Below are 21,731 nucleotides of genomic sequence, written 5' to 3'. Positions count from 1 at the left end.
AACGGAAATGGGTGTACAAGGATTAACTTATCTGATTGTGGGGCTGTCGTTCGCGCTCTACATTGGGATCGCGATTTGGTCCCGCGCGGGTTCGACTAAAGAGTTCTATGTTGCGGGTGGCGGTGTTCACCCTGTAGTGAATGGTATGGCAACGGCTGCCGACTGGATGTCAGCGGCATCCTTTATTTCGTTAGCGGGTATTGTTTCTTTCGTCGGTTACGACGGCAGTGTGTACCTGATGGGCTGGACGGGCGGTTATGTATTATTAGCCCTGTGTATGGCGCCGTACTTACGTAAATTTGGTAAGTTCACTGTGCCTGATTTCGTGGGGGAGCGTTACTACTCCCAAGCGGCGCGTACGGTCGCGGTTATTTGCGCTATCTTCATCTGCTTTACTTACATCGCCGGCCAAATGCGCGGTGTAGGCGTGGTATTTTCGCGCTTCCTCGAAGTGGATGTGGATACTGGCGTGTATATTGGTATGGCCGTGGTGTTCTTCTACGCGGTGCTCGGTGGTATGAAGGGGATTACCTATACTCAGGTTGCCCAATACTGCGTGCTGATCTTCGCCTTTATGGTGCCTGCTATCTTCCTCTCTGTGATGATGACGGGTCATATCATTCCTCAAATCGGTTTCGGTGCTCAGTTGCTTGATGCTGCAGGCAATAATTCTGGCGTCTATCTGTTAGAGAAACTGAATAATCTGTCTGTCGATTTAGGCTTTGCTCCTTATACCGATGGCTCTAAGAGCATGATTGACGTGTTCTGTATTACTGGTGCTTTGATGGTGGGTACAGCGGGCTTACCTCACGTTATCGTGCGTTTCTTCACTGTACCGAAAGTGAAAGATGCACGTGTGTCAGCTGGTTGGGCGCTGGTGTTTATCGCCATCATGTACACCACTGTTCCAGCATTAGCGGCCTTCTCTCGCGTTAATATGATTGAGACCATTAACGGTCCTGATCAAAAGGGTGTTGCCTATGAAACTGCGCCAGATTGGATCAAAAACTGGGAAAAAACCGGTCTGATCAAATGGGATGACAAAAACGGCGACGGCAAAATCTACTATGCCAAAGGCAAAATGGAAGATGCTGCTAGCCCTAACGAAATGAAGATCGACAACGATATCATCGTATTAGCAACGCCAGAAATCGCGAATCTGCCAGCTTGGGTTATCGCACTGGTCGCTGCGGGTGGTTTAGCGGCGGCGTTATCTACTTCTGCGGGTCTGTTGTTAGTTATCTCGACTTCAGTATCACACGACTTATTGAAGAAGAACCTGATGCCCAATATCTCTGACAAGAAAGAGCTGATGTACGCTCGACTGGCTGCCGGTATCGGCATCGTGATTGCGGGTTACTTCGGGGTTAACCCACCAGGATTCGTGGCAGCGGTAGTAGCGTTCGCCTTCGGTCTGGCGGCATCCTCTCTGTTCCCAGCCATCATCATGGGTATCTTCTCTAAGACAATGAACAAAGAAGGTGCAATCGCAGGTATGGTGATTGGTCTACTGTTCACTGCGGGTTACATCATCTACTTCAAGTTTGTTGACCCAACGGCTAACGTAGCGGCTAACTGGTTCCTCGGTATTTCGCCAGAAGGTATCGGTATGGTCGGTATGGTGGTGAACTTCGCGGTAGCGGCTATCGTCTGTAAATTGACCGCAGCGGCACCTGCCCATGTACAAGATATGGTTGAATCAATCCGTTTCCCTAAAGGAGCGGGAGAAGCGAGCAGCCATTAATCTATGCGAGATTAAGCTAAATTAACACAAAAGGACGCCTATGCGTCCTTTTGTGTTTTTGGTGTCAGTGCGCAAAAATGGCTGACTTTAGTCGTATATGGCCCAACAATTGGGCGCGTTATAGTGGGATAAAATTCACCTAAAATAAGGTGTTGCTATGAACGCCAGCGAACTACAACCAGTTGTGCAGTTTTTATCTTCTACCGCGCCCTTTGATACTTTGCCTGAGGAAACCATAGTCCGCTGTGCGAAATCTGTAACGGTTGGATATTACAGTAAAGCCTCGGGATTCGTTAAATTTGATGCCGATGCGCCGAAGTTGTATCTGGTCCGCAGCGGCGCTTTTGAGGTGCGGGATCCTGAGGGGGTGCTAGTCGACAGGGTGGCAGAAGGGGAGTTTTTTGGTTTTTCGACGCTGTTATCTGGGGAGAAGGTGGTTAATCGGGTCGCGATTCTCGAAGACAGTTTAGTGTATCACCTACCGCAGGCATTGTTTGATCAACTGCGAAGTGAGAGTAGGCATTTCGATAAATTTTTTACCCGTGCTTTTGCCAAGCGGTTACGTCACGAGGCGCGGTTTAAGGCAAAGGATCTGACGACCACCAGTCGTATCAGTACCTTAATGTCCTCTTCGCCAATTATGATTGATGCTCATGCTAGCGTCACGCAAGCCGCGCTCTTGATGCGTAACTCGCGGGTTTCATCTTTATTAGTCACAGATAATCGTAAGCTAGTGGGGATTTTAACCGATAAGGATCTACGTAATCGGGTGCTCGCCGCGGGGCTGGATGGTCGAATCGCCGTACACCAAGCCATGACCACATCGCCGATTTCGATCTCATCCAATGCGCTAATTTTCGAGGCGATGTTATTGATGAGTGAACATAATATTCATCACTTGCCAATCATCGATGAGCAAAATAGTGAGGAAGTGAAAGCCATTGGCATGGTAACCAGTACTGACATTTTGCGCGGCCAAGGTTCGCAGCCATTACTCCTCATTGGTGAAATTGAGCGGCAGCGAGATCTCGCCAGCCTTATCAGTGTCAGTAAGCAAATTCCCTTGTTATTACAAAACTTAATCAGTGCCGATGCCAGGGCCGAGGAGATTGGTCGAGTGTTAACCTCGGTGACTGATGCATTAACTCGGCGTTTGATCGTGCTCAATCAGCAAATTCTCGGAGAGGCGCCGATGGCGTTTTGCTGGTTAGCCTTTGGCTCGCAAGGGCGACAAGACCAAGCGGCTTGTTCGGACCAAGATAACGGCTTACTGGTGGCCGAAGAAATGGACGACTACGCCAAAGGCTACTTCGATGCCTTGACCCATGCGGTTTGTGCGGGGCTTGACCAATGCGGTTATGCTTTTTGTCCCGGTAATATCATGGCGCAAAACCCGCAGTGGCGAATGTCACTCAAAGCATGGCAACAGGTCTTTGAAAAGTGGGTGGTCACGCCAGAACCTAAGGCATTGATGCGAGCGAGTATTTTCTTCGACATGCGCTCCGTGTTTGGCCCACAATCCCTGTTTGATGCCCTGCAGGATAAAGTGCTAGCACAAACCAAAGACAATGATATTTTCCTCGCGGGGATGACGGGTAATTCCTTAATAGAGTCGCCGCCTTTAGGCTTCTTTCGAAAATTTGTATTAGAGCGTGATGGCAGTGAGGTAAAAGGCATTGATTTAAAACATAAAGGTAACGCTTTAATCAATGATATCGCCCGCGTATACGCGCTGTCGGCGGGAATTAAAGAAGTAAATACTGCCAAACGGATTCGGGCGCTGATGGACGCCAATATTCTTAATCGCAAGGATGCGCTTAACTTGGCCGATGCCCATGAATTTATTGCCCATATGCGTTTATCGAATCAAGGCTACCAACATACACAGGGGCTGAAGATCAGTAATTATTTGTTACCCGGCCATTTATCCTCTCTCGTTCGTCATCAACTACGTGATGCATTTAAAGTTGTCCATGATGCCCAATCGGGGATGAAGATGAAATTTATGCGGAGCTTTTAATGGAGGCTTGGTTAATTAACGCTACATTAAAGTGGCGGACATTAAAGTGTAACCACTCGTTATTTAAGGATTATTATCAGTCTTTAATCCCGCTTATGAGGCTGCCGGTCACTCAAGCACCTTTGATGGCGATGGATTTGGAGATGACAGGACTGGATCCTTTAAAGGACCAAATCCTAAGTATTGGTTTAGTGCCTATTGTGAATGGTGTTATTCCCCTTGATGGCGCCCAACAAAAATTGGTGCAAATACGGGGCAGTGTTGGTCAGAGCGCGACGATTCATGGGATCCTCGATAATCATTTAGCGGAGGCGGTCACCATTGAGGAGGCGATGGCATGGTTTGTTGCGCAAACCCGTGGTCATGTTTTAGTGGCGCATCACTCGCCCCTCGATTGTCGTTTTTTACAGCAAGATATTTTGTCCATTTACCGACAAGCTATTGTTTTACCCGCGATTGATACCTTAGTGCTAGAGAAAAATCGCTTGTTACGTGAGCATTCGGTGCTTAAAGAGGGCAGCTTGAGGTTAGGGGCGTGTCGTGAGCGTTATGGTTTACCGATTTATGGCGCCCACAGTGCATTAACCGATGCATTAGCCTGTGCCGAATTATTGTTAGCTCAAGTGGCGGCCATGGGGGGAGGTGCAGATATTTCTGTCGCAGATTTACTTAGCTGATAGCTAAGAAGTTTTAAATGCCTCTGGGGTATTTTCGAAGAAGGCATATTTCATTTTAGATTAACGACTTTGGGACTAAACTGAGTTTAACTAAGCGATTAACCGTTGTGTATCCCATCGCGTTTATCTGCAAGCGACAACTGGATCTTCGTTAGTGCGGCAAATAGGTTATCTCAAACTGTTATTGGCGCGGTTTAAACCGCTAAATAGGAGAAGTGCATGGCATTACCGTTACTTTGGCTAGGCAGCGCGGCAATGGGCGCGTTATTGCTTGCCGATGAGCGTGAAAAGCGCCAGCAGCTTGAGCGTGACCGCTTATTAGGTAAGGCGCCACGACAAACGACGGGCAGCCAAGCTATGGTGGTAGCACCGAGTCAGTGGCAAAAGGGCTTTAAACAAGTTTCGCCGCAGCCTGGCAGCATTGTCTGCTGCTATGTGTTTGGGGTCATTGAACATACGGGTATTTGGTTGGCGGATGATTGCCTCGTCGAGCTACATGGCTCAGGGCTGATAAGGGCGGTATCGGTAAAACGCTTTTTAGCGGGGCGCACTGGTAGCCAAATCTATATTGCCTGTAATCATCAACATCAACCACTGATTGCCTGTGATATGGTGAGTCGCGCCGAGCGGGCCATTTATCAGTACCGCGAATACGATTTGTTCGACAACAACTGCCATCGATTCGTCTGGTCATGCTTGTGTGGTGAAGAGGTTGCCATAAAAAGTTTTAACGAATTAAATCAAAAACTCGCAGGCTATTTTAAACAAGGGATTTACTGGGATGAAATGCGTCTCACGCCAGAGATTACAGATAGATAAAAGGCCATCCGAGGATGGCCTTCATATGCACAAACTTACTTACAGAAATAATCCACAGCACGTTTAACCAGCTCAATGCCAGTCAACTCACAAGGTGGTAGCTGGGCATCGCTCACTTGAACTGGCGTTACGCGCTCGCCCCATTGCAATAGCAGCGCTGCTGAGGTTAACCCCGCACCGAAGGCGCAGGACAAAATAGTTTGATTTGGCTTAATTAAACCTTTTTCCAATGCATCGCAGATGGCAATGGGAATAGTGGCCGCAGAGGTATTACCATAGTTAGCAATGTTCACGAAGGCTTTTTCTTTAGGGATCTTCATGCGGCTAACGAGGGTATCGATAATGCGCTCGTTTGCTTGGTGTGGGATCACTAAGTCGATCTCATCTTTATCGACACCACATTTTTCCAACACTTGAGTGCTTAACTTATTCATACCGTTAATGGCACGTTTAAAGATTTCTTGGCCATCGAATTGAATATAAAAGTCTAAGGATTCTGCAGAGAATCTATCCATCGCAGTACCAAAACTGGCTTTTAGGATATCGCGACCGTCAGGGTCGTTATTCAGCTCATAACCTAAAACACCGCCCGGAACATCGGTCGCTTCCACGACAACCGCACCAGCGCCATCACCAAATAGTACTGCGGTTTCACGGCGTGACCAATCGAGGTAGAAAGATAAACGTTCGGCACCGACGACTAGTACTTTTTTGCACTGACCACTCTTGATCTGTGAGCTGGCTAAGCCTAAGCCATACAAAAAGCCACTGCAGGCTGCGTTGATATCGAAAGCTGCGCAACTTGCACCAATATTCGCCTGGACTGTGGAGGCAATATTCGGGATCAAGGTATCTGGGCTGGCGCTGGCTAAAATGATCATATCAATTTCGCTGCCGTCAATGCCCGCCGCAGCAAGGGCGCGTTTAGCGGCAACCGATGCTAACTCAGAGGTATTCACATGGCTGATATGACGCTGGCTGATCCCGGTACGGCTTTTAATCCATTCATCGGAAGTTTCGATAAAAGTGGCAAGATCATCGTTGGTCAAAGTGGCGGGAGGTACACATTTTCCCCAGCCAGTGATAGTGGCGTACTGCATGGTGTTTTCTCTCAAATAAAAAAGGCAGAACCTGAAGTGCTGCCTCAAATCGACAACAAAGCTTATCGGTATAACGAATGACAGTCCGTGATCTAGACCACCTGTTTGGCGACGAGATCCCGAATTGTCATTGCGGCATGCAAAATATGATGTCGCAGCAACGCCGTGGCTTTCTCTGTTTCTCTTTGTTTGCAATAGTTGAGCAGTTCGCGGTGCTCGTGCTCTGCTGCGGGAATACCTCCTGCGAGCAGCAATTGCAAACGGATATATCTATCGCAGTTAGTATTGAGGCCGTGGACAACCTCTAGTGTATGTGGACGATTGGCGGCTTGATATAAACAGGTATGAAACTGTGTATTTAGCTCGCTCCAACTGGCGACGGCATCTTCATGTTTAAAGGCCGATTCCAATTGCTCCAATACGCGTTCTGCTTTGATTAAATCGTCTTCTTGAAGTCGTGGTATGGCTTTGGCGAGCAGATCGGTCTCGATCATGGCGCGTAATTCAAACAGCTCAGTCACTTGTTCAACGGATAATTCGGTCGCGGTCGCCCCTTTATGGGGTTCGAACTTCACCAGCCCCTCTGCTTCCAATTGCAGTAAGGCTTCTCTCACGGGAATGCGGCTTACATGTAAGGCTTCGGCTAAGGCGCTTTGTCTGAGTGGTTCCCCTGCGGCTATCTCACCCGAAAGAATTTTCTCTCTGAGCACTTCGACTACTAATTGGGTGCGGGTTTTATGGACTATAGGCGTAGTTCGACTCATTATGACCGTCTATTTTTAGGTGTTTTATTGTTATCCGTGCAAGATTACCGTTAAAAACAGCACAAATAAAGGGAAAAGCTTGATTGAATACCGCCCCCCTTAAGCCTAAAAAAGCATTATCGGCCGATTTTATCGGCGAAATGCATCGGGATAAGTACGATTTAATACAGTTTGCGGCCGCTTGGGGTGAGATAAGCCGGAACTTGTTCAAACTCCGTCATGTCGCTGACAACTTCGCGGTGCAATTTCTTGCAATGGATGGAATAATAGGGAAATTACGCATTAAGCGCCGTTTTTAGTGAGTGGAGTAGTACTGTGGGTACAGTCAATCGAGCCGTATTTTTAGACCGTGATGGTGTGATCAACAAAGATCATGGTTATGTGCATCAGGTGGATGACTTTGAATATATAGAAGGTGTGTTTGAAGCCTGCCTTGCATTAAAGCAAATGGGATACAAATTGGTGGTGGTCACCAATCAGTCGGGGATTGCCCGTGGCATGTATACCGAAGATCAATTCCACAGTCTCACCGAATGGATGGATTGGAATTTTGCCGATAAAGGTGTCGACCTCGATGGTATCTATTATTGCCCGCACCATAATGAAAAAGGTCTCGGTGAATATAAAGTCGATTGCGATTGCCGCAAGCCAAAACCTGGCATGCTACTCGATGCGGCAAAATTCCTAAAAATTGACTTGTCGCAGTCGGTGATGGTGGGCGATAAAGCAGACGATATGCTTGCGGCCAAAGCGGCAGGGGTGCCGACACGTATCCTCGTCCGTACTGGTAAAGCCATTGCGGATGATAGCGAGGCGTCTGTGGTGCTCGATAGCATTGCCGATGTACCGGTTTTTTTAAAGAAGTAGCCTATTCTTGCAACTTAAAGCGTGCATCAATCTATTTGAGCCGTGAGATTGAACTTGAAGGGCGAGCTTAACAACAAAAAAGTGCGGTATTGGCTTTATCGTTTTGCTTAGTGACCGATGCTAACGGCGTTATCAGGCGATAAAGATAGCCAAAGTGATGGAAATTACAGCGAAATAGGCGCTAAAACCTAGGTTTGGTTTAAAAAATGCGCATTCACATCGCTTTTTCTAATTATTTTGCCTAAAGGGGTTGCGGTAAAATCTGACATCCCTATAATGCGCATCCACTGGCCCAGCGGGGTCAACGGTGAAAGCCAAAAGCGCTAAATACTTAAGGTAAATAACCACGCTCTTTAACAATTTATCAAGCAAATCTGTGTGGACACTCACAGGTGTTGAGTTAATCGAAATTACTCTGCCGTTTGTCGAGTAATCAAAATTTACATCAATGAATGAGTGTTCATAGCAATATGTACATACAGTAATGTATGAATTGAAACGCGATGCTTCTTAGTGAGCAAAGCGAATCAAAACAGTAGAATTCATTGAGTCGTTTAACGCGAGTTAAACAAAAAACTTTTAATTGAAGAGTTTGATCATGGCTCAGATTGAACGCTGGCGGCAGGCCTAACACATGCAAGTCGAGCGGCAGCACAAGTGAGTTTACTCATGAGGTGGCGAGCGGCGGACGGGTGAGTAATGCCTAGGGATCTGCCCAGTCGAGGGGGATAACAGTTGGAAACGACTGCTAATACCGCATACGCCCTACGGGGGAAAGGAGGGGACCTTTTGGCCTTCCGCGATTGGATGAACCTAGGTGGGATTAGCTAGTTGGTGAGGTAATGGCTCACCAAGGCGACGATCCCTAGCTGTTCTGAGAGGATGATCAGCCACACTGGGACTGAGACACGGCCCAGACTCCTACGGGAGGCAGCAGTGGGGAATATTGCACAATGGGGGAAACCCTGATGCAGCCATGCCGCGTGTGTGAAGAAGGCCTTCGGGTTGTAAAGCACTTTCAGTAGGGAGGAAAGGTTGTAAGTTAATACCTTGCAGCTGTGACGTTACCTACAGAAGAAGGACCGGCTAACTCCGTGCCAGCAGCCGCGGTAATACGGAGGGTCCAAGCGTTAATCGGAATTACTGGGCGTAAAGCGTGCGCAGGCGGTTTGTTAAGCGAGATGTGAAAGCCCCGGGCTCAACCTGGGAATTGCATTTCGAACTGGCAAACTAGAGTCTTGTAGAGGGGGGTAGAATTCCAGGTGTAGCGGTGAAATGCGTAGAGATCTGGAGGAATACCGGTGGCGAAGGCGGCCCCCTGGACAAAGACTGACGCTCAGGCACGAAAGCGTGGGGAGCAAACAGGATTAGATACCCTGGTAGTCCACGCCGTAAACGATGTCTACTCGGAGTTTGGTGTCTTGAACACTGGGCTCTCAAGCTAACGCATTAAGTAGACCGCCTGGGGAGTACGGCCGCAAGGTTAAAACTCAAATGAATTGACGGGGGCCCGCACAAGCGGTGGAGCATGTGGTTTAATTCGATGCAACGCGAAGAACCTTACCTACTCTTGACATCCAGAGAACTTTCCAGAGATGGATTGGTGCCTTCGGGAACTCTGAGACAGGTGCTGCATGGCTGTCGTCAGCTCGTGTTGTGAAATGTTGGGTTAAGTCCCGCAACGAGCGCAACCCCTATCCTTATTTGCCAGCGCGTAATGGCGGGAACTCTAGGGAGACTGCCGGTGATAAACCGGAGGAAGGTGGGGACGACGTCAAGTCATCATGGCCCTTACGAGTAGGGCTACACACGTGCTACAATGGCGAGTACAGAGGGTTGCAAAGCCGCGAGGTGGAGCTAATCTCACAAAGCTCGTCGTAGTCCGGATTGGAGTCTGCAACTCGACTCCATGAAGTCGGAATCGCTAGTAATCGTGAATCAGAATGTCACGGTGAATACGTTCCCGGGCCTTGTACACACCGCCCGTCACACCATGGGAGTGGGCTGCAAAAGAAGTGGGTAGCTTAACCTTCGGGAGGGCGCTCACCACTTTGTGGTTCATGACTGGGGTGAAGTCGTAACAAGGTAGCCCTAGGGGAACCTGGGGCTGGATCACCTCCTTACCTATACGACTAACTCGATAGTTGCTGAGTGTTCACACAGATGGCTTGTTGAACTTCCTGTAAGGGAAGGGAGAGCGATATGCACCGCGAGCCGGTAAGCATAGTTCTTTAACAATTTGGAAAGCTGATAGTAATTAATACAATGATGTCTGTCGTTGTGTTAATACGAAAAAAATTGAGTTCTTAAAACACTTTTTAAGTGTCTTGAATATTCAAGTCTAAGGCGAGTCCATCTTCTTGGTCGAAGATGAGACAAGTAAAACCAGCTGGTCGCAACGACGCAAGTGATGTGAAACTCATTTGGGTTGTATGGTTAAGCGACTAAGCGTATACGGTGGATGCCTTGGCAGTCAGAGGCGATGAAGGACGTAGTAACTTGCGAAAAGCGTTGGCGAGCTAGTAACAAGCATTTGAGCTAACGATGTCCGAATGGGGGAACCCGGCCGCATAAGCGGTCATCGTAACGTGAATACATAGCGTTNCGAGGCAAACGAGGGGAACTGAAACATCTAAGTACCCTTAGGAAAAGAAATCAACCGAGATTCCCCTAGTAGCGGCGAGCGAACGGGGATTAGCCCTTAAGTCAGAGGGGTGTTAGTGGAATGGTCTGGAAAGTCCAGCGGCACAGGGTGATAGCCCCGTACACGAAAACTAACCTTTGATGAAAACGAGTAAGGCGGGACACGTGATATCCTGTTTGAATATGGGGGGACCATCCTCCAAGGCTAAATACTCCTGACTGACCGATAGTGAACCAGTACCGTGAGGGAAAGGCGAAAAGAACCCCTGTGAGGGGAGTGAAATAGAACCTGAAACCGTATACGTACAAGCAGTGGGAGCGGTACTTGAGACCGTGACTGCGTACCTTTTGTATAATGGGTCAGCGACTTACGTTTTGTAGCGAGGTTAAGCGAATAGCGGAGCCGTAGGGAAACCGAGTGTTAACTGCGCGTTTAGTTGCAAGGCGTAGACCCGAAACCCGGTGATCTAGCCATGGGCAGGTTGAAGGTTGAGTAACATCAACTGGAGGACCGAACCGACTAATGTTGAAAAATTAGCGGATGACTTGTGGCTGGGGGTGAAAGGCCAATCAAACCGGGAGATATCTGGTTCTCCTCGAAAGCTATTTAGGTAGCGCCTCGGACGAACACCTTTGGGGGTAGAGCACTGTTAAGGCTAGGGGGTCATCCCGACTTACCAACCCTTTGCAAACTCCGAATACCAAAGAGTGCTATCCGGGAGACAGACGGCGGGTGCTAACGTCCGTCGTCAAAAGGGAAACAACCCAGACCGTCAGCTAAGGTCCCAAAGTGTATGTTAAGTGGGAAACGATGTGGGAAGGCTTAGACAGCTAGGATGTTGGCTTAGAAGCAGCCATCATTTAAAGAAAGCGTAATAGCTCACTAGTCGAGTCGGCCTGCGCGGAAGATGTAACGGGGCTAAACATACCACCGAAGCTACGGGTGCAATTCATTAGAGTTGCGCGGTAGAGGAGCGTTCTGTAAGCCGTTGAAGGTGAAGGGGTAACCCACACTGGAGGTATCAGAAGTGCGAATGCTGACATGAGTAACGATAAAGGGGGTGAAAAACCCCCTCGCCGAAAGACCAAGGGTTCCTGTCCAACGTTAATCGGGGCAGGGTGAGTCGACCCCTAAGGCGAGGCCGAAAGGCGTAGTCGATGGGAAACAGATTAATATTTCTGTACTTCCGCTAACTGCGATGGAGAGACGGAGAAGGCTAGGCTAGCGCGGCGTTGGTAGTCCGCGTTTAAGGTGGTAGGTGGGTGACTTAGGCAAATCCGGGTCACTATACACTGAGAGCTGATGACGAGTCCCCAAGGGGATGAAGTAGTTGATGCCATGCTTCCAGGAAAATCTTCTAAGCTTCAGGTTAGCGGGAATCGTACCCCAAACCGACACAGGTGGTCGGGTAGAGAATACCAAGGCGCTTGAGAGAACTCGGCTGAAGGAACTAGGCAAAATGGTACCGTAACTTCGGGAGAAGGTACGCTGCTGTTGGTGATGGGACTTGCTCCCTAAGCTGACGGCAGTCGCAGATACCAGGTGGCTGCAACTGTTTATCAAAAACACAGCACTGTGCAAACTCGCAAGAGGAAGTATACGGTGTGACGCCTGCCCGGTGCCGGAAGGTTAATTGATTGGGTTATCGCAAGAGAAGCTCATGATCGAAGCCCCGGTAAACGGCGGCCGTAACTATAACGGTCCTAAGGTAGCGAAATTCCTTGTCGGGTAAGTTCCGACCTGCACGAATGGCGTAATGATGGCCACGCTGTCTCCAGCCGAGACTCAGTGAAGTTGAAATTGCGGTGAAGATGCCGTATACCCGCGGCTAGACGGAAAGACCCCGTGAACCTTTACTATAGCTTGGCACTGAACATTGACCCTACATGTGTAGGATAGGTGGGAGACTTTGAAGCGGGAACGCTAGTTCTCGTGGAGTCGTCCTTGAAATACCACCCTTGTAGTGTTGATGTTCTAACTTGGGCCCCTAATCGGGGTTAAGGACAGTGCCTGGTGGGTAGTTTGACTGGGGCGGTCTCCTCCCAAAGAGTAACGGAGGAGCACGAAGGTTGGCTAAGTACGGTCGGACATCGTACGGTTAGTGCAATGGCATAAGCCAGCTTAACTGCGAGACAGACACGTCGAGCAGGTACGAAAGTAGGTCATAGTGATCCGGTGGTTCTGAATGGAAGGGCCATCGCTCAACGGATAAAAGGTACTCCGGGGATAACAGGCTGATACCGCCCAAGAGTTCATATCGACGGCGGTGTTTGGCACCTCGATGTCGGCTCATCACATCCTGGGGCTGAAGTCGGTCCCAAGGGTATGGCTGTTCGCCATTTAAAGTGGTACGCGAGCTGGGTTCAGAACGTCGTGAGACAGTTCGGTCCCTATCTGCCGTGGGCGTTGGATGATTGAGGGGAGTTGCTCCTAGTACGAGAGGACCGGAGTGAACGAACCGCTGGTGTTCGGGTTGTCATGCCAATGGCATTGCCCGGTAGCTATGTTCGGAATCGATAACCGCTGAAAGCATCTAAGCGGGAAGCGAGCCCCAAGATGAGTCATCCCTTGGACTTTAAGTCCACTAAAGAGCCGTTCGAGACTAGGACGTTGATAGGTCAGGTGTGTAAGCGTTGTGAGGCGTTGAGCTAACTGATACTAATGACTCGAGAGGCTTAACCATACAACCCAGATGGGTTTTACTGAAAATGTTCCAGACATTTTCCAGTACTTCCTCCTTCCCTGGAGGTCGTACAGTACTTAGCTTGAATACAAACACTTAAGAAGTGCAACTCAAACCAGCTTTCCGAATTTAATTTACTGCCTGCGACAATAAGACGGGTAGTGAATAACAAATTTGCTTGGTGACAATAGCATTGTGGTCCCACCTGATCCCATCCCGAACTCAGAAGTGAAACGCAATCGCGCCGATGGTAGTGTGGGGTCTCCCCATGTGAGAGTAGGTCATCGCCAAGCGCCTAATTAAACAATGAAGCCAGCTGAATAAGCTGGCTTTTTTGCATTCGGCGTTCTTAACTGCCACTTCCACTGTTATTTTTACTCTTGTTCAAGATCTTGCTTCATTTATTTGTCTGCTTTGACCGATCGACCTCAGTTTGCTGCAATTCTAGGGTGAAGCGTTTACAATGTCGCTTTTGTAGCAGCAGAACATCATCATGTCTTTTCCATATTCGCTAAAGCCGTTTAATACTTTTGGCGTGGAGCAATCCTGCTTATCATTGATTGAAGTCCATTCCAAGGCAGAGCTGCAATCGGCCTGCTTATCCTTATATCAGTCTAAGCGACCTATGCTTGTACTCGGTGGCGGCAGCAATATCGTATTCACCGATGATTTTAATGGCACTGTAGTGCGAGTTTTGTCTAAGGGTATTTCCTGCTCTGAAGATGACACTCACTTTTACCTTGCTGTTGAGGCAGGTGAGAACTGGCATGAGTTGGTTCAATTCAGCTTAAATCAGAATATGCCAGGACTTGAGAACTTAGCGCTGATCCCTGGCACCGTTGGTGCGGCTCCGATCCAAAATATCGGCGCCTATGGCGTTGAGCTGTGCGATATTTGTGATTGGGTCGAATATCTGGAACTTGAGTCTGGTAACTTGCGAAGGCTTACAGTCGATGAGTGTGAGTTTGCCTATCGGGAGTCGATATTTAAGAGCAGCTTACGCGACAAAGCTGTGATTACCGCCGTTGGTTTGCGTCTCCCTAAAGCTTGGCAACCAAAACTAGCCTATGGTCCGTTGCAATCATTTACCGCTGATACAGTGACCCCGAGAGAGATTTTTGATCGGGTCTGTGAGGTGAGGAGTGAAAAGCTACCTAACCCAGAAGAGCTCGGAAATGCAGGCAGTTTCTTTAAGAATCCTATCGTAAGTGCGGCGACTTATATACAGCTTGCTGCGCGTTTCCCGAGTATCGTCGGTTATGCTCAACCCAATGGAGAGGTTAAACTGGCTGCGGGTTGGTTAATCGAGCATGCTGGTCTTAAGGGTTTTGCTCTTGGGAATGCGGGAGTGCATGCGAAGCAAGCCCTTGTATTAGTAAACTTAGGCCATGCGACTGGCCAAGATATTTGTCGATTAGCATTGCATGTGATTGCGCGAGTTAATGAGGTTTTTGGTGTTAAGCTCGAAGCCGAGCCAAGAATTATGGGATTAACAGGGGAGACGAGTCTCGATGTCTGATAACTGGGTGAGAAAACGCGAAATACTGGGATTGTTGTCGAGCGAACATTTTGTCTCAGGTGAGGAATTGGCGATACAACTGGGTATTTCTCGTGCAGCGGTAAGTAAGCATGTGGATGCTTTGGAAGACTATGGCGTGGCGATTTACAGTGTTAAAGGCCGTGGTTATAAATTAGCGAATCCCATCTCCCTCATCGACTCAGCGCGGTTAATTCAGTCGATTGATAATCGCTGCTTTTATTTTGATGAGATCCCTAGTACTAACGGATTTATGTTAAGCCATACGGGTGAGCTTAAGAGTGGCGACCTGTGTGTCGCGGAATACCAGTCGTCAGGGCGAGGTCGTCGCGGCCGTACTTGGGTGTCCCCCTATGGGCATCATTTATATTTCTCGCAGTTTTGGTCATTCCCCCAGGGGATGGCGCAGGCGATGGGTTTAAGCCTAGTGGTGGCTTGTAGCTTAGTAGAGGTATTGAAATCCTTTGGTGTTGATAATATCGGCGTGAAATGGCCAAACGACATTTACCTGAATTATAAAAAGCTTGCTGGGATTTTAATTGAGATGTCAGGTCAGGCCGACAGCGAATGCCAATTGATCATTGGTATTGGCGTTAATATGGCCATGTCGGAAGACCAAGGAAAAGGTATCGACCAGCCTTGGAGCGATTTATCCGCCTTAGCTACTATGCCGAATAAAACGGACCTCGTGATTGCGCTGCAAAAGCAGCTGAAGAAAGACATTCAACTCTTTGAGCGAGAAGGACTTGCGGCATTCAAACTGCGTTGGCAAGCGGCTGATTTATTCTATGGCAAAGAGATCCGTTTGCTCATGGGTGAAAATCATGTTGAGGGTATTTGCCGGGGCGTCGACGAACAGGGCGCTGTGCTACTCGAAACCGCCGATGGCACACAGGCATACATCGGCGGTGAAATCAGTTTAAGGCCAAGATAGCTATTTGCGTAATAATACGTGGGACATCAAGTGATCCTGGCCTTTTTGCAGGATCAGATGTGCTCGCTCTCTTGTTGGTTGAATATTGAGTTGTAGATTGGGGCCGTTGATCGTGTCCCAAATCTTTGCCGCAATCGCATTCGCCTCATCATCCGTTAGGCTGGCATAGTGGTGGAAATACGACTTTTCATCACTAAAGGCACCTTTGCGGAACTGCAAAAAGCGCTCCTGATACCACTGCTTTAATAAGTGCTCTTCGGCATCGACGTAAATCGAGAAGTCGACAAAGTCGGAGACGAAGGGGCGCCGTATATCAACCGGTGAATCTAAACCTGTTTGCAGTACATTGAGTCCTTCTAGGATCAAAATATCGGGCTGAGAGACCGTTTGATGCTGGCCGCGAATACGATCGTAAGTCACGTGGGAATAGATAGGCGCATTCACATGGGCTTGCCCCGATTTTACCGCCGAAATAAATTCGACCAACATCTTCATGTCGTAGCTTTCGGGAAAGCCTTTACGCTGCAGTAAACCTTTGCGCTTTAAGTCAGCTAAAGGATACAGAAAACCATCGGTAGTGACTAAATCGACCTTAGGATGCTCAGGCCAGTGGCGCAGTAATGCCTGCAAAATACGCGCTGTGGTACTTTTGCCCACCGCAACGCTGCCAGCGATACTAATTATATAAGGGCTGCTTGAGGGTTTTTGGCCGAGAAACTCATCCAAGACTAAGCCACGTTGTTGCTTCGATTTTACGATAAGATTGAGTAATCTGCTGAGTGGCAAGTAAATATCGGTTACTTCAGAGAGGGAGACCTTCTCATTAATACCGCGCAAATTTTCCAAGTCTTGTTCACTCAGTGTCATTGGCACTGCGTCCCGTAAAACAGACCATTGCGCGCGCTCAAAGGCAAGATAGAGTGCTTTTTGAATTGGATTTTTTGACGTCATTGGCTTTCCTCGGCTTAGGGATCGCACAGTACACCATGACTTAAGTATCGACAATATAAAATCTATTCTCGATGCCCCGTTTGTTGGTCTCGCTTGCGTATTCGCAGAATAATTGCTCGACAGCTTGGGTTTGAGTGTAAAAAAGCATCATTTGATTGCTTTTTTTAAACAAATCGTCGATTTTTGCTTGCACTTGGGCACACATTTACCTAATATCCCGTTCCGAAATGATTTGCCGGCATAGCTCAGTTGGTAGAGCAACTGACTTGTAATCAGTAGGTCCCGAGTTCGACTCTTGGTGCCGGCACCATTTTACTGGAGGGGTTCCCGAGTGGCCAAAGGGATCAGACTGTAAATCTGACGGCTCCGCCTTCGAAGGTTCGAATCCTTCTCCCTCCACCATTTTCTAGGTAGTTAGGTAGCCTTAGTTAGGTTGCGCGGGCATCGTATAATGGTATTACTCCAGCCTTCCAAGCTGATAACGCGGGTTCGATTCCCGCTGCCCGCTCCAAATTTAGTTGCTGATATGGCTCAGTTGGTAGAGCACACCCTTGGTAAGGGTGAGGTCGGCAGTTCGAATCTGCCTATCAGCACCAGCCTTTCTAAATTAAGCTCCTATACCTAAATAATCGGTTCGATGTCATTTATATGCATCGGATTTTTTCTATATGTATGTTTTCATCACCAAGACTCTTGGATTGAGGCAATACCATGGCTAAAGCTAAATTTGAACGTTCTAAGCCCCATGTTAACGTGGGCACCATCGGTCACGTTGACCATGGTAAAACCACTCTGACTGCAGCTATCTCTCACGTACTGGCTAAGACCTACGGTGGTGAAGCTAAAGACTTCTCTCAAATCGATAACGCTCCAGAAGAGCGTGAGCGCGGTATTACCATCAATACCTCTCACATCGANTANGANACACCAACTCGCCACTACGCACACGTAGACTGCCCAGGCCACGCTGACTATGTTAAAAACATGATCACTGGTGCTGCACAGATGGACGGCGCGATCCTGGTAGTAGCTTCTACAGACGGTCCAATGCCACAAACTCGTGAGCACATCCTGCTGTCTCGCCAAGTAGGCGTACCATTCATCATCGTATTCATGAACAAATGTGACATGGTTGACGATGCTGAGCTGTTAGAACTCGTTGAAATGGAAGTACGTGAACTGTTATCAGAATACGACTTCCCAGGTGATGATTTACCAGTAATCCAAGGTTCAGCTCTGAAAGCGCTTGAAGGCGAGCCAGAGTGGGAAGCGAAGATCCTTGAGCTGGCAGCAGCTTTAGACTCTTACATTCCAGAACCAGAGCGTGATATCGATAAGCCATTCCTGATGCCAATCGAAGACGTATTCTCAATCTCTGGCCGTGGTACAGTAGTAACTGGTCGTGTTGAGCGTGGTATCGTACGTGTTGGTGACGAAGTAGAAATCGTAGGTATCCGTACNACTACTAAGACAACCTGTACTGGTGTTGAAATGTTCCGTAAGCTGCTTGACGAAGGTCGTGCAGGTGAGAACTGTGGTATCCTGTTACGTGGTACTAAGCGTGATGACGTAGAACGTGGTCAAGTATTATCTAAGCCAGGTTCAATCAACCCACACACTACTTTTGAATCAGAAGTTTACGTTCTGTCAAAAGAAGAAGGTGGTCGTCACACTCCATTCTTCAAAGGCTACCGTCCACAGTTCTACTTCCGTACAACTGACGTGACAGGCACTATCGAACTGCCAGAAGGCGTAGAGATGGTAATGCCAGGCGACAACATCAAGATGAAAGTGACTCTGATCTGCCCAATCGCGATGGACGAAGGTTTACGCTTCGCAATCCGTGAAGGTGGCCGTACAGTAGGTGCTGGTGTTGTAGCTAAGATTTTCGCTTAATCGCGAACGAGTTATAGTACTGAAAAAGGAAGCTTCGGCTTCCTTTTTTATTTTGGGCTGGTGTTATCCTGAAAATTGTGTAAAATGCTCGCCACTCTGAAGTTGAATAGTCTTTTTGATGACTATTTACACAGCGGGCTTGAAATCTAATTTTAGATAAGTATAATGGCCCCCTCGTTAACCTAGGTTAGCGAATTAAATGATAAGTAAATGAACTTGTCATTATCATAGCGGCTCCGATTGGGAGTCGAACGGTTAAATCATCTCGCTCTGCTTTTCCAGTTAGGAAGAAGCTAGAGGGTGATTTTTTATGTGTCCATTTTAGGAGCTCTGGTCAATGCAGAACCAAAGAATCCGTATCCGCTTAAAAGGATTTGATCATCGCTTAATTGATCAGTCTACAGCGGAAATCGTTGAAACTGCTAAGCGTACAGGCGCCCAGGTACGTGGTCCTATCCCACTGCCAACGCGCAAAGAGCGTTATACCGTTTTGATCTCTCCGCACGTTAATAAAGATGCTCGTGACCAGTACGAATTACGTACACACAAGCGCCTGGTTGACATCGTAGAGCCAACTGAAAAGACTGTAGACGCGCTAATGCGTTTAGATCTTGCGGCTGGTGTCGACGTACAGATTAGCTTGGGTTAATTGAGATCCTTAGAAGAGGTTTGAGAGATGGCTATCGGTCTTATTGGTCGTAAAGTTGGTATGACTCGCATCTTCACTGAAGATGGTGTTTCTATACCTGTTACAGTAATTGAAGTTGCTGGCAACCGTGTTACTCAAGTGAAAACTTTAGAAACTGACGGTTACCGTGCTCTTCAAGTTACTACTGGTACCAAAAAAGCCAATCGCATCACTAAACCAGAAGCAGGTCACTTTGCCAAGAGCGGTGTTGAAGCCGGTCGTGGACTGTGGGAATTGCGTCTGGCAGACGGTGAAGGCGAAGGCATTGAAGTTGGTGCTGAGCTAAATGTAGGTATCTTCGCTGATGTAGCGAAAGTTGACGTTACTGGTCAATCTAAAGGTAAAGGCTTCCAAGGCGGTGTTAAGCGTTGGAACTTCCGTACTCAAGATATGACTCACGGTAACTCTTTGTCGCACCGTTCGAACGGTTCTATCGGTCAGAACCAAACGCCTGGTCGCGTATTTAAAGGCAAGAAAATGTCAGGCCACATGGGTGCCGAGCGTGTTACTACTCAAAATCTAGACGTTGTACGTGTAGATGTTGAACGTAACCTGCTACTGGTTAAAGGTGCTGTTCCGGGCGCAACTAACGGCGACCTGATCATCAAGCCTGCAGTTAAAGCTTAAGGTCTGAGGAGATAGTAATGGAATTGGTATTGAAAGACGCGCAAAGCGCTCTTGAAGTTTCCGAAACTACCTTCGGCCGTGACTTTAACGAGGCACTGGTTCATCAGGTAGTTGTAGCATACGCTGCAAACGCACGTCAGGGCACTCGTGCTCAAAAGACTCGTGCGGAAGTAACTGGCTCTGGCAAAAAGCCATGGCGCCAAAAAGGCACTGGCCGCGCTCGTGCGGGTGGTGTTAAGGGCCCAATCTGGCGTGGCGGTGGCGTAACTTTCGCTGCTAAAACTCAAGATCACAGCCAAAAAGTTAACAAGAAGATGTACCGCGGCGCGCTGAAAAGCATTCTGTCTGAGCTGGTACGTCAAGACCGTCTGGTTGTTGTTGAATCATTCAGCGTTGAAGCTCCTAAAACTAAAGAGCTGAAAGCTAAATTGAAAGCAATGAACTTAGAAGACGTGTTAATTGTGACTTCAGAAGTTGACGAGAATTTATTCTTAGCAGCTCGCAACCTGTACAAGGTTGACGTTCGTGACGTTGCAGGTCTAGACCCAGTAAGTCTGATCGCGTTCAACACAGTGCTTGTGACTGCTGATGCAGTTAAGCAAATCGAGGAGATGCTAGCATGATGATCCGCGAAGAACGTTTGCTAAAAGTAATTCTTGCACCTCACATCTCTGAAAAGAGCACTGTGAATGCTGAGAAGCACAACACTGTTGTTTTCCGCGTAGCTATCGATGCAACTAAAGCTGAAATCAAAGCTGCTGTTGCTAAGCTATTTGAAGTTGAAGTCGAATCAGTTCGCACTTTAGTGAGCAAAGGCAAAACTAAACGTACTGGTGGCCGTGCTGGCCGTCGTAGCGATTGGAAAAAAGCCTACGTGACTTTAGCTGCTGGTGCTGACATCGATTTCGTCGGCGGCGCTGAGTAAGCAAAGGAGAATTATCATGGCAGTTATTAAGTGTAAGCCAACCTCTCCAGGTCGTCGCCACGTTGTTAAAGTGGTGAACTCTGACCTGCACAAGGGTAAACCTTTTGCTGGCCTGTTGGCGAAAAAATCTAAAAGTGGTGGCCGTAACAACACTGGCCGTATCACTGTTCGTCACGTTGGTGGCGGTCACAAGCAGCACTACCGTTTAATCGACTTCAAACGCGATAAAGACGGTATCCCTGCAAAAATTGAGCGTCTGGAATACGATCCAAACCGTACTGCGCACATCGCGTTAGTACTGTATGCGGATGGTGAGCGTCGTTACATCCTTGCTGCTAAAGGCATGCAAGCTGGCGACAAGATCCAGTCTGGTGTTGAAGCCGAAATCAAAACCGGTAACGCAATGCCACTGCGCAACATTCCAGTAGGTTCTGTTGTGCACGCTGTAGAAATGAAGCCTGGTAAAGGTGCTCAGATCGCGCGTTCAGCGGGTGCTTATGTACAAGTTGTTGCTCGTGATGGCGCATATGCCACTTTACGTCTTCGCTCTGGCGAAATGCGCAAAGTGCCAGTTGATTGCCGCGCAACATTTGGTGAAGTTGGTAATGCCGAACACATGCTACGCCAGTTAGGTAAAGCAGGTGCTAAGCGCTGGAGAGGCGTTCGCCCAACAGTTCGCGGTGTTGCAATGAACCCGGTAGACCATCCACACGGTGGTGGTGAAGGCCGTACTTCTGGTGGTCGTCACCCAGTGACTCCATGGGGTGTGCCAACTAAGGGTTATAAGACTCGTAGTAACAAGCGCACTGACAAGTACATCGTACGTCGTCGTAATAAATAGTAAGAGGATTCGCC

At 48.2% G+C, this 21,731-nt stretch carries 16 protein-coding genes, 4 tRNA genes and 3 rRNA genes; 20 read left to right on the top strand and 3 right to left on the bottom strand.

Annotated features, from left to right (window positions below; translation table 11 throughout):
• Window positions 1-7 precede the first annotated feature (7 nt).
• The 4 genes from EYR25_RS19930 to EYR25_RS19915 all read left to right on the top strand — a co-directional run bounded on the left by EYR25_RS19930 (window position 8) and on the right by EYR25_RS19915 (window position 5,260).
• Window positions 8-1,744, top strand: a complete 1,737-nt coding sequence (locus tag EYR25_RS19930; RefSeq protein ID WP_133182439.1) for a sodium:solute symporter family protein — start codon at window positions 8-10, stop codon at window positions 1,742-1,744.
• A 157-nt stretch (window positions 1,745-1,901) separates the two neighbouring features.
• Window positions 1,902-3,764, top strand: a complete 1,863-nt coding sequence (locus tag EYR25_RS19925; protein WP_133182437.1) for a DUF294 nucleotidyltransferase-like domain-containing protein — start codon at window positions 1,902-1,904, stop codon at window positions 3,762-3,764.
• Window positions 3,764-4,441 carry an exonuclease domain-containing protein gene (locus tag EYR25_RS19920; RefSeq protein WP_133182435.1) on the top strand — a complete coding sequence of 226 codons (678 nt, stop codon included), beginning with the start codon at window positions 3,764-3,766 and terminating at the stop codon, window positions 4,439-4,441. The genes EYR25_RS19925 and EYR25_RS19920 overlap by 1 nt, the downstream gene beginning before the upstream one ends.
• A gap of 219 nt (window positions 4,442-4,660) precedes the next feature.
• Entirely contained in the window at window positions 4,661-5,260 is a 600-nt protein-coding gene (locus EYR25_RS19915; RefSeq protein WP_133182426.1) for a lecithin retinol acyltransferase family protein, read from the top strand.
• 35 nt (window positions 5,261-5,295) lie between these two features.
• On the opposite strand, the gene EYR25_RS19910 is transcribed toward EYR25_RS19915, so the two are convergent.
• Window positions 5,296-6,360: a ketoacyl-ACP synthase III gene (locus EYR25_RS19910; RefSeq protein WP_133182423.1), complete on the bottom strand. Its 1,065-nt coding sequence runs from the start codon at window positions 6,358-6,360 to the stop codon at window positions 5,296-5,298.
• Window positions 6,361-6,452: 92 nt separating this feature from the next.
• Window positions 6,453-7,124 (bottom strand): GntR family transcriptional regulator, encoded by a 672-nt coding sequence (locus tag EYR25_RS19905; RefSeq protein WP_023266278.1) that lies wholly within the window; start codon window positions 7,122-7,124, stop codon window positions 6,453-6,455.
• Between the two features lie 315 nt (window positions 7,125-7,439).
• Here EYR25_RS19905 and gmhB point away from each other — a divergent pair, with 315 nt between their 5' ends.
• The 6 genes from gmhB to birA all read left to right on the top strand — a co-directional run bounded on the left by gmhB (window position 7,440) and on the right by birA (window position 15,789).
• The gene (gene gmhB / locus EYR25_RS19900) at window positions 7,440-7,991 is read left to right on the top strand and encodes a D-glycero-beta-D-manno-heptose 1,7-bisphosphate 7-phosphatase (RefSeq protein WP_133182421.1); all 552 of its coding nucleotides are present in this window, start codon (window positions 7,440-7,442) and stop codon (window positions 7,989-7,991) included.
• A gap of 580 nt (window positions 7,992-8,571) precedes the next feature.
• Window positions 8,572-10,114 (top strand): 16S ribosomal RNA (locus tag EYR25_RS19895).
• 311 nt (window positions 10,115-10,425) lie between these two features.
• Window positions 10,426-13,318: ribosomal RNA gene (locus EYR25_RS19890) — 23S ribosomal RNA — on the top strand.
• A gap of 177 nt (window positions 13,319-13,495) precedes the next feature.
• A 5S ribosomal RNA gene (gene rrf / locus EYR25_RS19885) occupies window positions 13,496-13,611 on the top strand.
• Together the 16S, 23S and 5S rRNA genes form the textbook arrangement of a ribosomal RNA operon.
• Before the next feature lie 200 nt (window positions 13,612-13,811).
• Window positions 13,812-14,837 carry a UDP-N-acetylmuramate dehydrogenase gene (gene murB / locus EYR25_RS19880; protein ID WP_133182419.1) on the top strand — a complete coding sequence of 342 codons (1,026 nt, stop codon included), beginning with the start codon at window positions 13,812-13,814 and terminating at the stop codon, window positions 14,835-14,837.
• Entirely contained in the window at window positions 14,830-15,789 is a 960-nt protein-coding gene (gene birA / locus EYR25_RS19875; RefSeq protein ID WP_133182417.1) for a bifunctional biotin--[acetyl-CoA-carboxylase] ligase/biotin operon repressor BirA, read from the top strand. Before murB ends, birA begins: the two co-directional genes overlap by 8 nt.
• Here birA and coaA read toward each other — a convergent pair whose 3' ends face one another.
• The gene (coaA, locus tag EYR25_RS19870; protein WP_011715453.1) at window positions 15,790-16,740 is read right to left on the bottom strand and encodes a type I pantothenate kinase; all 951 of its coding nucleotides are present in this window, start codon (window positions 16,738-16,740) and stop codon (window positions 15,790-15,792) included.
• A gap of 234 nt (window positions 16,741-16,974) precedes the next feature.
• Between coaA and EYR25_RS19865 the strand changes: the two genes are divergently transcribed.
• The 10 genes from EYR25_RS19865 (at window position 16,975) to rplB (ending at window position 21,717) form a co-directional block, all read left to right on the top strand.
• Window positions 16,975-17,050, top strand: a tRNA-Thr gene (locus EYR25_RS19865).
• A gap of 7 nt (window positions 17,051-17,057) precedes the next feature.
• A tRNA-Tyr gene (locus EYR25_RS19860) sits at window positions 17,058-17,142 on the top strand.
• Between the two features lie 35 nt (window positions 17,143-17,177).
• A tRNA-Gly gene (locus EYR25_RS19855) sits at window positions 17,178-17,251 on the top strand.
• A gap of 9 nt (window positions 17,252-17,260) precedes the next feature.
• Window positions 17,261-17,336 (top strand) — tRNA-Thr (locus EYR25_RS19850).
• Window positions 17,337-17,451: 115 nt separating this feature from the next.
• Entirely contained in the window at window positions 17,452-18,636 is a 1,185-nt protein-coding gene (gene tuf, locus EYR25_RS19845; RefSeq protein ID WP_133182414.1) for an elongation factor Tu, read from the top strand.
• A gap of 337 nt (window positions 18,637-18,973) precedes the next feature.
• Window positions 18,974-19,285, top strand: coding sequence for a 30S ribosomal protein S10 (rpsJ, locus tag EYR25_RS19840; protein ID WP_011070616.1), 312 nt, complete (start codon window positions 18,974-18,976; stop codon window positions 19,283-19,285).
• A gap of 27 nt (window positions 19,286-19,312) precedes the next feature.
• Window positions 19,313-19,951 (top strand): 50S ribosomal protein L3, encoded by a 639-nt coding sequence (gene rplC, locus EYR25_RS19835; RefSeq protein WP_011070617.1) that lies wholly within the window; start codon window positions 19,313-19,315, stop codon window positions 19,949-19,951.
• 17 nt (window positions 19,952-19,968) lie between these two features.
• Window positions 19,969-20,574 (top strand): 50S ribosomal protein L4, encoded by a 606-nt coding sequence (gene rplD, locus EYR25_RS19830; protein WP_011070618.1) that lies wholly within the window; start codon window positions 19,969-19,971, stop codon window positions 20,572-20,574.
• Window positions 20,574-20,876 (top strand): 50S ribosomal protein L23, encoded by a 303-nt coding sequence (rplW, locus tag EYR25_RS19825; RefSeq protein ID WP_039977607.1) that lies wholly within the window; start codon window positions 20,574-20,576, stop codon window positions 20,874-20,876. The genes rplD and rplW overlap by 1 nt, the downstream gene beginning before the upstream one ends.
• A gap of 16 nt (window positions 20,877-20,892) precedes the next feature.
• On the top strand, window positions 20,893-21,717 hold the full coding sequence (gene rplB, locus EYR25_RS19820; RefSeq protein ID WP_011621028.1) for a 50S ribosomal protein L2: 825 nt from the start codon (window positions 20,893-20,895) through the stop codon (window positions 21,715-21,717).
• Window positions 21,718-21,731 lie beyond the last annotated feature (14 nt).

The organism is Shewanella decolorationis (assembly GCF_004354305.1).
Lineage (GTDB): Bacteria > Pseudomonadota > Gammaproteobacteria > Enterobacterales > Shewanellaceae > Shewanella > Shewanella decolorationis.
The sequence above is the reverse complement of the archived record's forward strand: the minus strand, read 5'-3'. Positions and strand labels throughout refer to the sequence as shown.

Coding starts and splice junctions, on each gene's coding strand:
- EYR25_RS19930 (WP_133182439.1), top strand. CDS start 8: ATGGGTGTACAAGGATTAACTTATCTGATTGTGGGGCTGTCGTTCGCG.
- EYR25_RS19925 (WP_133182437.1), top strand. CDS start 1,902: ATGAACGCCAGCGAACTACAACCAGTTGTGCAGTTTTTATCTTCTACC.
- EYR25_RS19920 (WP_133182435.1), top strand. CDS start 3,764: ATGGAGGCTTGGTTAATTAACGCTACATTAAAGTGGCGGACATTAAAG.
- EYR25_RS19915 (WP_133182426.1), top strand. CDS start 4,661: ATGGCATTACCGTTACTTTGGCTAGGCAGCGCGGCAATGGGCGCGTTA.
- EYR25_RS19910 (WP_133182423.1), bottom strand. CDS start 6,360: ATGCAGTACGCCACTATCACTGGCTGGGGAAAATGTGTACCTCCCGCC.
- EYR25_RS19905 (WP_023266278.1), bottom strand. CDS start 7,124: ATGAGTCGAACTACGCCTATAGTCCATAAAACCCGCACCCAATTAGTA.
- murB (WP_133182419.1), top strand. CDS start 13,812: ATGTCTTTTCCATATTCGCTAAAGCCGTTTAATACTTTTGGCGTGGAG.
- birA (WP_133182417.1), top strand. CDS start 14,830: ATGTCTGATAACTGGGTGAGAAAACGCGAAATACTGGGATTGTTGTCG.
- coaA (WP_011715453.1), bottom strand. CDS start 16,740: ATGACGTCAAAAAATCCAATTCAAAAAGCACTCTATCTTGCCTTTGAG.
- rpsJ (WP_011070616.1), top strand. CDS start 18,974: ATGCAGAACCAAAGAATCCGTATCCGCTTAAAAGGATTTGATCATCGC.
- rplC (WP_011070617.1), top strand. CDS start 19,313: ATGGCTATCGGTCTTATTGGTCGTAAAGTTGGTATGACTCGCATCTTC.
- rplD (WP_011070618.1), top strand. CDS start 19,969: ATGGAATTGGTATTGAAAGACGCGCAAAGCGCTCTTGAAGTTTCCGAA.
- rplW (WP_039977607.1), top strand. CDS start 20,574: ATGATCCGCGAAGAACGTTTGCTAAAAGTAATTCTTGCACCTCACATC.
- rplB (WP_011621028.1), top strand. CDS start 20,893: ATGGCAGTTATTAAGTGTAAGCCAACCTCTCCAGGTCGTCGCCACGTT.